This window comes from Sphingobium sp. D43FB (assembly GCF_002312805.1).
GTDB lineage: Bacteria > Pseudomonadota > Alphaproteobacteria > Sphingomonadales > Sphingomonadaceae > Sphingobium.
This window is the reverse complement of the sequence record NZ_NMUA01000023.1, coordinates 62,172-73,215: the sequence shown is the minus strand read 5'-3', so window position 1 is coordinate 73,215 and position 11,044 is coordinate 62,172. Positions and strand designations below refer to the sequence as shown.

Sequence of the window (11,044 nt, the reverse complement as noted above, 5' to 3'; positions counted from 1 at the left end):
GCCCGCTGCTCCACCACCATACGAACCGCCCGCTCGCGGACTTCAGGTGAAAATTTGTTGGTTGTCTTGCTCATAACGGATGCTCCTTCTCACAAGTTGGAGCCTCCTGGAAACCCGGGGCGCTTCAATGCGGGTCACAGGATCGCTCGACGTGCAGACTTCGGTTTGAAGCGAGCACATCGAATCCCCGGCCAGTGGCGCACAGAGCCCTTCGTTGCGCGAAATCGTGGTGACCGTGGGTTCGTCCACTTGGGACAGCCAATACTGGCCGGTCGCGAGTACGATGCCGGAATGATAATAGCCGGGGCTGATGCCCTGGGCTTCCGCCGTGCATTTCACTTCGACCGCGCTGTGGCCGAGGCTACGGCAGCTCGAGGCGGGCGTGTAGCCGAACGGGTCGAAATTATCGCAATACTCGATCGCGCGGCTTTCCCAGCAGACCCCCGAGGCGATCTCGTCGTCGAACGCGGTACGCGCCGGATAGACCCCGCCATCGTTCGGCATCGTGCTCATCCGGCCAGCGTAATAAGTATAGATCGATCGGGTTTCGGTGCGCACATCGAGATTGACGGTGCAGGTGCGCGCCTCGGTCGTGACCTTGCTGCCCGTGTTGCAGCTGGTCTCGTAATAACCGTCGCTACCGGCCGGTGGCGGCAAGGGCGTGCAGGAGCCGGACGTACCACTGAACTCCTCGCCGGCGAGGAAGGTCGAAGGATCGTTCTCGACCGACGTCGCGCGCGATGTCGCCGCGAGGATCTCGGCGTTGCTGAATGTCGGCCGGCTCCCATCGGCATCGGTGGTGATCCGATACTGCTCGTTGGTGGACTTCACCGACGCCGCGTCGGATTCCATACGGCCGGGGTTGTCGAAATAGGCGCCCTCAGGAAGCGAGGTTCCCGAATATCCGGGTACAGCTTCCGCGCGGGCATTGTCCGTCGGCACCAGGGTACTGTCCTGCCGCTTTTCGTTTCCGAGCGTCCTCCCCTCCTCGCGCGCTTCCTCGACCGTCATCTGCGCGGCCGCCGGCGCGGCGAGCGCGAGCATTGCAACGAGCGCGGCAAGGGCAGCGCTAAGCTTCACGGCGCTGGCTTCTTCAGGTTTGCGAGACCAACGGCGGCAACCCGCGCTCCCGGCCCGTTCCCGTCCGCAAAGGAGGTGAGCGCATACTCGACCGTCACATTGCCGATCATCCGATCATGCGGCGGTACGTTGGTGCGGCAGGAGAAGCCCGCGCAAAGATCGAAGTCCGAGGAGACCGCGACATAGGTGGGGACGGCCTGGACATCGAACGCCCGGAACAGGCGCGGGTCGATGCCGATGTTGGCGAAGTCGTCCTGGCGCTCGACGATCTTGCCCAGCGCTTGTGAGAACTCCTTCATAGAGTTGTTGGGGAAACCACGGAAGACCACCACCCCGCCCGCGCGCGCCGTGTCCTGGATGAGCTGCCGCAACGCCTTGGGCGGCATCGACAGGCTGGCAAAGGCAATGAGTTGCGGCGCCTCGCCGCCGCCGGCAGTCGCGTTCGACGCCGCGCCTTGCACGATCTCGTCGAAATCGATCGGCCCCGCCGGTCCCTTGGGAAGGTCCGTGGTCGCGACGCGCTGCATGTTTTGCATGCCGTCCTCGCGAACGGTGCTCGCGTCTTCGCGGAAGGCGTCCCCGCGATCCTTGACCTGGTCGACGAACGCCTGGGCTTCCGCCTGCAGGTCCGCGGAGCGCTGCTTGATCGCCTGCACATCCAATCCGTCGATGGTCTGGGCAAGGAGAACCGAAACGCTGGCGAAGGCGATGATGCCGGCTGAACTCCAGGCGAGAAGTCGCATCATGCCCTCCTAAAGCACGCAGCAGTTGCGCTTGCGCCAGACGAGGTAGCCCATGTCCTCGCCGCCGGCGGGATAGGCGCGCCCCGCGTCAGGCGGCATGGTCGACGCGCCGATCGCCGAGCAGGCGAAGCGGCCATTCACCGTCGGAATGGGGTTGGTCATCTGGAACCGATATTGCTGCTTGCGCATGATCGGCATCAGGTACTTCTTGCAGAGTCCAGCCGAGCCCATCGTGCCCCAGGCAAGCGCCTGGCGATGCATCTTGTAAGCGAAGCGCGACAGCGCGAGCCGCGAGGACTGGACATGGCCGATGGAGGCGGGGATGTTTCCGTTCAGAGGATACATCCCGCCCTGACAGCCGGCACACCAGAACAGCTGGTCGAGGGGGAGGTTCACCGTTCCGGCAATGCAGTCGCCGGCACAGGCCGCCTTCGCGATCGGATTGGCGAAGACGATCGCCTCGGGGTTGATCAGCGCGGCGAGCGAGTCATCCTGCCAGAGCGGGTCGACCTCGGTCATGTAGGCTATGTCGAACGAGGCCTGCTCGAAGCAGACGAAATCGGTCAGGATCTCCATCCAGTAGAGGAGCGGATAGACATACCAGTGCACATGCCACTTGGCGGTGCTCTGCGACCGGCCGCCCACCATCGAGGGACCCGCGAGATAGCCCTGTCCGATATCAAAGCCCGGGGCGATGCGCATACCGCCCAGATTGGGGAAGCACCACGGCTTCATCGTCACGTCGGCAAGGCGCGCGGGCTCCCAGAAGCCGACCGAAATGCCGATGCGCGGTATCGGATCTGCGCAGGCACAGATCGGCGAGGCCGGATTGTTGGTATCAGGTCGCCCGCTCGGCCATATCTTGAGGCCGCCCACGGACAGCGGGAAGAGGCACGACCAGCAGACATCCGTGATCGGATTGACGAACTTGCCGTTACAGGTTGGTCCGGCCGCCTGGGCCGCCTGCGGCAAGGCGACGGTGCCAAACGCCAGCAGCAGGGCAGTCACGATGAAGCGAAGCGCGAGCATCATCGGCCCTCTCCCAATGTCGCCAGATATATCGTGTCGGCACGGTGCTTGCGGCGCAGGTAAATGAGCGTCGCGAGCAGGGTCGCGACGAGCAGGACCGCGATCATGCAGGGCGCCGCGCGGCCCATCAGCGCGCGCAAGGGAGCAAGACCTGCGATGCTCGCTGCGAGCGCGAGGCAGAGGACCTGCCAGACGAGGCGCAGTCGTCTGAGGCCAGCGGTCTCGGGCGCCGCCATCGGCGTGCGAAGCATGTCCAGCCACAACGGCATCATCCCGGACTCCCCGGCTTGATGACCATCTCGGAGATCCGCATCACCTTGCCCGCCTGGGTCACGACAGCCGGCGTGTGCTCGATGCCGAAGGTTCCGGTGAGCTTGCCTTCCTGGTCGAAGTAGAAGCGGCGCTTCTTCGCGGTCATCTGCTCGATCGGCGATCCATTGACGAAGATAATCTTGGCCTTGAGATCGGCGTATCGGGCAGTCGCCCAGGCCAGCTCTGCCGCATTGTCGCCGTCGATGAAGACCAGATCCTGCCGCACCGCGACGAAGTCGAGCGGATTGATCTTCTGCCCGGCCGCCGCGATCAGATTGCCCTTCTGGTCGCGGATATCGCGCTCGATCGCGACGGTTGGATCGTAGTCCCAGCTCCTGCCCACCCGCGCGGGTGTGATCCCTTCGACGGGCGTGGGCCTGCGAACCTTGGCCTCCACCCGCTTGGCGAACACCTCGTTCATCCGCGCCAGTTCGCCGCTCGCCTCCGCGCGGCGCAGCCGGGCCTCGATGGTCGCCAAAAGGTCCGGCTCGGTTATCGGGAAAGCCTGGCCTGCCTGCCCATAGTCCCGCGCCTCGCTGCGCATGGGTCCGACCAGCAATACGGCCGCGGCGAGCGCCAGCACAGCGGTGCCTCCCCCCAGAACCGTCCTCACAGCACCGGCTCCCCGGTCCCGATGATCTGCCGCGCGCAGACGAAGCCGATCTCGGCATAGCGGCTGTCGAATCCGTCCTGGTGGGGCGTGGCCGCAAAGAAGCAGCCCGGCGGCACCCGCCCCGTCGCCCCTGGCGTCAGCGGCTCGCCAAGCCGCGTGACAGCCTTCATCCGCGCAACCCGGGCGCCATTGATCATGACATCGGGGCCATCATGACCAACGACATCCCCGGGCAGACCGAAGACGATCTTGCCGAACATCTCCGGCCGCTCACCGAAATGGCGGCGCAGCAGCGCGCTCGCCGGCGGATCGAAGAAGACATAGTCGCCCTTCCCCGGCATGTGACCGCGACTGATGAGGAACGCCCAGTTGGGGAGCGAGTCCGAAGTATTGATCAGGAAAAGGTGGCCCTCCCGCCAGTCGCTGATCGTCCCCAGGGTCACGCTTCCGGCGACGAACGTGCCGAACAGGAGCCAGAGCCGTGGGTTCGGCCGCCACCGGCGCTTGGGCACGTCATTGACCGCCGCTGCCATCGGGACCTCCGAAGGTTGAGACGGATGCCGCCGGCGGCGCATATTGCGGACCAACTGCGGGTTCCATCGCCTGCGGCATCGGGCCCGCCGCCATCGGGTCGACAAAGCCCATCGGGGGCACGGGCTGCGCCGGTATGGCGGCTTGTGGCTGCGCTGCCATCATCGCCTGCTGCTCGAGCTGCTCGAGCTCGGCGGCGGAAGCCTGCCGGGGACGCGCCACGCCGGACGCATAGACAGCTTCCTTCAGCTTGTCGGTGATATCGGGCACGTTCTTCGTCAGGACGGCTTCGCCGACGAGTACGATCTGACCACTGGCACTCCGACGCTGCAGTTCGGTATCGAGCGAGGCCATGAACCTGCGCATCTCCGCTTCGACCTGCGGGGGCGGGGACGCGGAGCGCGCCTGCGCCTGAACATATTCGCCGACGAGCGACGAGAGACGCGCCGACACGATGCGGTCCTGCTTGGGCATGACGAGCGCCCTGGTCACCCACATGCCCCAGACCAGAGCCGCGAGTACGACGAGACCCGTCAGGATCTGCGGCCGCGTGAAGCCGGCAAAGATCGTGCGCCGTCGCCGGGAAGGGGGCGGCGCAGCCGGCGACGGCAGATCGAGTTCCGGCTGTTCAGCCATGGTCGTGACCCCCCCTGGGCAGGGCCGGCGGCAGGATCCTGTGACGCCGCAGGACGATCAGTCCGGCGGCCAGGATGAGATGCGCGACGACGAAGATGTGCTTGAACGAAGCGACCCGATCAGGGCTCGCGGCGACATACCGGCTCGACAGGTTGTTGAGCTGGTGCATGAGCCCGTCGAACGAGAACCCGCCGAGGGCGAGGAAGAACAGTGCGAAAAGGCCCCATGTCAGCAGCAGCGTCATTGCGGTGAAGCCGGCGAGGTGCAGGTAAAAATAGAGGATCGAGCGCGCATCCGGCAGCCGCGGGCGAGTGGCTGGTGAGATATCGGGCGGTGAGGTGGTGCTCGCCATAGCTCACTCCGCCGCCTCGGCCAGGCCGGAGTCGGGATGCGCCGCCCATTTCTCGGGATTGTCGGGAAAGGCGATCCGCTCGATCGCCTCGTCCATGCTGAACCCCTGCGCCACGAGCCCTTCAATCGCCGCATAGACGGCCGGGCTCGAGGAATAGACGGCGGCCGAGAAGGGATCGAGCACGAGGCGGCCGACCGCCAGCGTTTCGGGGCCCTTGATCAAAATGTCCGAATATTCCCGGCCGTTGATCTTCAGCGAGCGGAGCAAAGCATCGGTGTAATCGTCCATCTCGAAGCGGTCGTGCTTCTTGAAATCCGCGATCGTCTCGGGCTTCTGCTGGAGGATGACGAACCAGTCCGAGTTCTCGAGCGCAGCGATCGAGCCTGCCGACTTGTAGTAGTCGTTGAGCGACTGGGTCGCGGTGACTAGCGAAGCGCCATATTTGCGGCAGGTTCGCGCATAGGTCTCGATGAAGTCCGCCATCGCGCCGCCGCGCAGCATCTGCCAAGCTTCATCGAGAAGCAGCGCCTTGGGTATCGAGCGATCCACCTTGCGCATCATCTGCTGCGACATGAACATGATCGCCGTGAGCACGACACTTCTGAGCTCTTCCCGCGACGACAGGTCCGACAGCTCGAACACGGTGAGTTGGGCGGAGAGCTCGAAGGACACCTCGCCCTGGAAGAAACGGCCATAGGTGCCGCCGGACGAGAAAGGCCGCATCGCGATGCCGAGATCCATTGCCAGCCCGTTACCGGTCGCATCGAGGGCGGCGATCACATCGTCGATCGATCCTTGCCGCCCCTTCGCCTCCCAGACGCTGTTCACCGCGCCGTCGATGAGGCCGCGCTCGGTGTCGTTCAGCCGGTCGATGTGCCGCGACATCTGGTTTACGATGGCCTTGAGCATGGCCATGCAGTCGAGGAGATAGTCCTCATCGGTTCGGGCGAGGTCCTCGTCGATCATGCTGAACGGGTTGAGGCAGAACCCGGAGGCTATCGTAAACTCGACGAAGGCCCCGCCCTGCAGCTTCGCGGAATGCTCGAAGGAGCGGCCGTCGTCGATCACGACCACACGCGCGCCGGCACCGCAGAGCGAAGCGCAAAGCTCCTGCAGGGTCACAGACTTGCCAGAGCCCGACTTGCCGAAGACCGCGACATTGTGGTTGCCTGCGGCATTCTCGAACGGAGACCAGAAGAAGGGCTGCCCGCGACGGCCGATCAGCATGAGGTGGGGAATCTGGCTGCCGAGGAACTCGCCTTGGATCGGCGCGAGATTGGCCGCGGTCGTCGTCAGCAGCGTGCGCATGCGCTTCATGCGGTCGAGGTCTCTCGACAGGCCATTCGCCATTGTCATGGGCATCGCGCACAGCAGGCCCATGATCTGCAGATACCGGTCATCGAGCAGATCCCAGCCCGCCGCACGGTAGACCGACTTCAGCACCCGCTCGTTGGTGTCGCCCTTCCCCTTGGGCGAGAAGGACGTCACGCTAAAGAAGACGCGGACGAGCTTGCGGCCCTGCCGAAGTTCATCGTTCACATAGCGCCATTCCTGCGACTGGTCGCGCAGTTGGGGCAGAAAGCGCGCGGACTTGGAATCGGCAAGGCTCGTCGTCCGCATGAACTTGAAACCGGCTTTGTTCGTCAATGCCTGCGGGTCGGGAAACTCGATGCACAGATTGGTCGCGACCGGACAGGGCATCCTGAGCTTGTCGGTGAACATGTCGCCAATCAGACGTGCGACGTCCCACGGGGCCCACCGGGTCGGAAGGTTCCGGACGGAGAAGGAGCGGACGTCGAAGACGTCGGGCAGAATCTCCCCAATCTCTGGCGCTTCGTTCACCGTGGCTCCCGTCGGCCGGAACCGCTCAGTCCGCAGCAGCATCCGGTCAGGCTCGATGTGCAACTCCACATCCCGCCGGATGGCCTGGTCGGCTATTGAATCGAGCGGATTGTAGTTCACCACATCCTCGCCCGCCGCCGTTGTCGGCGACGTGATGTCATCAATCCAGGCGATGAGGTCGGTCGGGTCCATCTTGCGGGCCGACACGTTGATCGACGCCAGGGCCGAGATGAGGCCATCCATCACCGCCGTGATCTCCTCGACCGAGACACTCGACGTCTCGGGAGTCGAGTAGGAGATCGCCACACGGTGGTTGCGCAAGGAGAAGGGCGCGTCCGCCGACAGCGACCGCCACACGCCATCGGTCAGGAAATCGACCCGGTGCTTGGCCATTCGTTCGTAGACGCCGCGGGCCGCGTAGCGCGGCAGATACCATTTCGACAGCCGTTCCCCCACCCGGGGGCTCATCCAATGGTGGAACTGGAGGCAGCCCGGTGCAGGGATGGCTTCCGAGAGAAACTGGGTGAGAATCTCGCCGGTCCGCTGATCGGCGCCGATCAGCGGCGACGCCTCGACAACGAAGCCTCGCGACGCACTGTTGTAGAAGATCCCGGTCTTGGCGTCGTAGCTGCGGTAAGGCAGCCAGTGCGCCAGCATGGGCACTCCCAGCTCCGGCCGGCCGGTATCCGGACGCTTGGCGTCGCCGAGGATGCCGGACATCAGGTTCTCGATGAAGCCGCCCTCGCTGCCCATGTCAGTTTTCCTCCGAAATGGCAGCGGGGAAGTTCGTAGCCTTGACCGTGCCGCCCTTCGCCGGTGCCGGCTCGGCGCCCGTTTGCGCCGCCGCATCACGCGCCCCCTTGGCGACGCCGGCCGCGACGCCCTGATAGACAGGATCGGCCTTGACGCGATCGACGGCAGCCACGCCCGCAGCGGAAGGCGTGGCCTTTCTGTCCGCAACCGCATCTCGGGCCTGCGCGCCACCGCTCGCGGGTCTCCCCGAGACAGCGGCAGGTATTGAGGTAATGGCCGCGCCGGGAGCAGGCGGAACCGCGCCGCCCTTCGCCGCGGACGACGGGTCCTGCGGTTTGGGCGCCAGGCGCGCGGCGACATCCGCCTTGATCGCGCTCACCGGGTCCGCGCTGCGCGCGCGGGCGGCGGCGACCGCGGCGGGATCCGGAAGATGGGGATCGATCGCGGCGAGGCCGCCGGGCGGGTCGGCGCGATCGACGGCGTCGGCGAAGGACTCGAACGGATCGGACAGTGCGGCGCTCGAACGGCCAGGCGTCGGCATCGCCTGCAGGATGGCCTGCTGCCATTCGCCGCTCGCAACGACGGCGTGAACGGCGCTGACCTCATGGAGGCGGCCCCGCTCGTCAATATAGGGTTGCAACACGATGCGCAGCACCTTCTCGCGGGTGCGGGCCGGATCGCTCGCCGCAAGACGGGCCGGTTGCGAAATAGAAGCGCGATTAACCCGTCCGGTCGCCCGCTGGTCGTAGCCACCCGCAGGCAATGCCTCGCCCTCGGCTGCATCGCCGGAGATCATCGCCAGGGCGCGATCGTCGATGTTGGAGCTCGGCGCGCAGATCCCGTCAGGGGCCGAGCACGAAAAGCTGCCCTTCACGTTGCCGCCGAAAGTCGCACAGCCAGTGAGGATCATGAGGCTCGCCAGGGCGACGGACGCGGTGAGCCGGCGGCGGCGGTGGTCGAGCGCGCTCACGACTGCGTCTCCCGGAGCCACTGCTCGAGGAAGGCGCGCGGCCGATAGCCCTCGAGGACGGCGCCATCGCTGCGCACGATCACTGGCGTGCCATTGAGGCCGTGCCGGTGCGCGAACGCCTCGTTCGCATCGAGCCCGGAGGTGTTGCAGGCGGGTCCCGCCTTCAGCGGTTCCCCGGCATAGGCGGCGTGCAGCGCCGCTTCGCGGTTCTTCGCGCAATAGACGCGATCGGCGACATCACGACTGCCCAGCACCGATATTGGGCGCTCGATGACCCTGAGGTTCATGTCCTTGAGAACGGCGGTGAGCGCGCGGCAATAGCCGCAGCGAAAGTCGGTGAAGACAGTCACCGTTTGCCCCGCCGGATTGCCCCAGACGATGGCGCCGTCCTGCGAAAGGCCCGACAAGGACAGCTTGCGCGCCTTGGCGGGCGTCGCAGGCAGCGCCTGCCGGGTGGGCGCGGCGGCGAGGCGTTGCGGCGCGTCCTCCTCGCCGCCTGCCGCGCCGGCGTTCGCCCGGGCGGCCGAACCGACCAGCATGTCGGGATTCATCTCGAGCAGGCGCGCGGCGGTGATGTCCTGGCGCGTCTGCATGTCATAGACGCGCCCGATCACAAGATAGCGAGCCCCACTATCGACATAGAAGAGATTGTCGCCGGCGGTGATCTCGCACAGCCCACCGACCTTGCCGCAGTCGATCGCGCTGATGGCGGTCTTGGGGAGGCGCGTCTTCAGCAGCGCCCGGACCCGGTCCTCCGGACTGCTCGTGTCGGCGGCAAGCGCGATGCCGGCGATACTGAGACCGACCACGGTCGCGGCCATGAGCCGCGACGGCCGCGAGAGGACACGCAAACGATCAATTGCGGACATACACACCCTCCAGGAAGACGATTTCGACATCCACGCCAGTCGGCATCTCAATGACCGGCTGATATTGCTCGGCGCGCTCGATCAGATATTTCGAGACCATGTCGCCCGTTTGCGCGATGCCCTCGCCGAAGCCGCCTTCCAGGATCTCCCCGGTCGACAGTTTGTCGCGCTGCCCGTTGGTGGTGATGTTGGTGCCCTGGAAGACGCTGTTCGCATTCGCTGAAAAACCGCGGCCGAACCCGCCCGCCAGCCCGGCGAGAAATGCCTGGGTTACGAGCGAGCCTTCGCGCGACACGACGCGTCCCCGGACGCCGGTCTTGCCGCCGAACGCGATGAAGCCCTTGACCTCCGAGACGGCATAGCGACCGCCCGGCTGCGGGCAGGTCATCTTCTGCAGCTTTACGTAGACCTTCTCGCTCGACAGGTCGCCCCGGGCGGCGCCGTTGACGAGGCAGCCCTCGATCTTCGTCGTGAGCAGCCGGCCATTCTGGTAGACCGAGCGGGCCGGTCCCGTGACGCGCAGGACGACGGGGAGCGGATCGGTCTGGCTGTTGACGCCGGCGCTGGCATCGACGCCCACGATAACCTTCGCGCGGGCGAAGCTGTTGGGCGGCAGGTAGTTGACGCTGTCGGTATAGACGGTGCTGCCTTTGGCGACGCGCGTGGCAGTGCCGGTATCGGCACTCGAGAAATTGACGAGCTTGACCTCGCTCGCCGACCGCATCGGCCCAGGAACCGCCCCGCCGCCGGCGCCATCGGGCCGCTGATAGGCCTGCGGTCCGCCCGGGCCATAGAGCGCGGCCGGGCCGGGCGCGGCAGGCGCCGGAGCCCTGCGCTCAGTGACCTGGCGTCGCAGTTGCTCGTTTTCGGTCTGGTAGGCGGACAGGACCCGCTGCCCGTCGGTCTGCATCGCCTGGTTCTGGCCCTTGAGCGTCTCTACCTGGGCCGTCAGCATCTCGAGCCGCCGGTTCTGCCCGTCGATCGACTTCAGCTGGTTTTCCGTCGACTGGAAGCGGTTCTCCGAGAGCGCCATCCACTCCTGCTGGGAGAGGTTGCGGTTGACGAGATCCTTGGTCGAAACGGTGACCTCGGTCACGCCGTCCTCGCCAAGCTTCTCGCTGTCCTCGTTGCTGCTGAAGATCCAGAACGAGGATACGATCAGTCCGGCCCCCGCCGCGCCCGCCAGGAGCAGCCGCTGCTTTCTGCGCACGGCCTCGTTTCCAGCCAGGTCGCCGGAGAGAGGCGAGACGCCTTCGTCGGATCCTCCATCGAGCGGGGGGCGCTTGCGATTCAAGAAGTCGGAAAGGGCCATGT

The 11,044-nt window shown here is 65.8% G+C and carries 12 protein-coding genes; all 12 read right to left on the bottom strand.

Features of this window, described 5'->3' with window-relative positions; all coding sequences use genetic code 11:
- Nucleotides 1-42 precede the first annotated feature (42 nt).
- The 12 genes from SxD43FB_RS17495 to SxD43FB_RS17440 are packed head-to-tail and all read right to left on the bottom strand — an operon-like array spanning nt 43 to nt 11,042.
- Nucleotides 43-1,080, bottom strand: a complete 1,038-nt coding sequence (locus SxD43FB_RS17495; RefSeq protein WP_176482823.1) for a hypothetical protein — start codon at nt 1,078-1,080, stop codon at nt 43-45.
- On the bottom strand, nt 1,077-1,823 hold the full coding sequence (gene trbC, locus SxD43FB_RS17490; protein ID WP_096063290.1) for a type-F conjugative transfer system pilin assembly protein TrbC: 747 nt from the start codon (nt 1,821-1,823) through the stop codon (nt 1,077-1,079). The genes SxD43FB_RS17495 and trbC overlap by 4 nt, the downstream gene beginning before the upstream one ends.
- 9 nt (nt 1,824-1,832) lie before the next feature.
- The gene (gene traU, locus SxD43FB_RS17485) at nt 1,833-2,855 is read right to left on the bottom strand and encodes a conjugal transfer pilus assembly protein TraU (RefSeq protein ID WP_096063281.1); all 1,023 of its coding nucleotides are present in this window, start codon (nt 2,853-2,855) and stop codon (nt 1,833-1,835) included.
- A complete protein-coding gene (locus SxD43FB_RS17480; protein WP_096063289.1) occupies nt 2,852-3,121 on the bottom strand; it encodes a hypothetical protein in 270 nt (89 codons plus the stop codon). The genes traU and SxD43FB_RS17480 overlap by 4 nt, the downstream gene beginning before the upstream one ends.
- Nucleotides 3,121-3,777 (bottom strand): type-F conjugative transfer system protein TraW, encoded by a 657-nt coding sequence (gene traW, locus SxD43FB_RS17475; protein ID WP_096063280.1) that lies wholly within the window; start codon nt 3,775-3,777, stop codon nt 3,121-3,123. The genes SxD43FB_RS17480 and traW overlap by 1 nt, the downstream gene beginning before the upstream one ends.
- Nucleotides 3,774-4,310, bottom strand: coding sequence for a S26 family signal peptidase (locus SxD43FB_RS17470; protein WP_096063279.1), 537 nt, complete (start codon nt 4,308-4,310; stop codon nt 3,774-3,776). The genes traW and SxD43FB_RS17470 overlap by 4 nt, the downstream gene beginning before the upstream one ends.
- Nucleotides 4,291-4,944: a type-F conjugative transfer system protein TrbI gene (locus tag SxD43FB_RS17465; protein WP_096063278.1), complete on the bottom strand. Its 654-nt coding sequence runs from the start codon at nt 4,942-4,944 to the stop codon at nt 4,291-4,293. The genes SxD43FB_RS17470 and SxD43FB_RS17465 overlap by 20 nt, the downstream gene beginning before the upstream one ends.
- Nucleotides 4,937-5,296: a hypothetical protein gene (locus tag SxD43FB_RS17460; RefSeq protein ID WP_096063277.1), complete on the bottom strand. Its 360-nt coding sequence runs from the start codon at nt 5,294-5,296 to the stop codon at nt 4,937-4,939. The genes SxD43FB_RS17465 and SxD43FB_RS17460 overlap by 8 nt, the downstream gene beginning before the upstream one ends.
- 3 nt (nt 5,297-5,299) lie before the next feature.
- A complete protein-coding gene (gene traC / locus SxD43FB_RS17455) occupies nt 5,300-7,891 on the bottom strand; it encodes a type IV secretion system protein TraC (RefSeq protein ID WP_096063276.1) in 2,592 nt (863 codons plus the stop codon).
- A 1-nt stretch (nt 7,892) separates the two neighbouring features.
- Nucleotides 7,893-8,861 carry a type IV conjugative transfer system lipoprotein TraV gene (gene traV / locus SxD43FB_RS17450; RefSeq protein ID WP_141249534.1) on the bottom strand — a complete coding sequence of 323 codons (969 nt, stop codon included), beginning with the start codon at nt 8,859-8,861 and terminating at the stop codon, nt 7,893-7,895.
- Nucleotides 8,858-9,730, bottom strand: coding sequence for a DsbC family protein (locus SxD43FB_RS17445; RefSeq protein ID WP_096063275.1), 873 nt, complete (start codon nt 9,728-9,730; stop codon nt 8,858-8,860). The genes traV and SxD43FB_RS17445 overlap by 4 nt, the downstream gene beginning before the upstream one ends.
- Nucleotides 9,717-11,042 carry a TraB/VirB10 family protein gene (locus SxD43FB_RS17440; protein ID WP_096063274.1) on the bottom strand — a complete coding sequence of 442 codons (1,326 nt, stop codon included), beginning with the start codon at nt 11,040-11,042 and terminating at the stop codon, nt 9,717-9,719. Before SxD43FB_RS17440 ends, SxD43FB_RS17445 begins: the two co-directional genes overlap by 14 nt.
- Between the last annotated feature and the right edge of the window lie 2 nt (nt 11,043-11,044).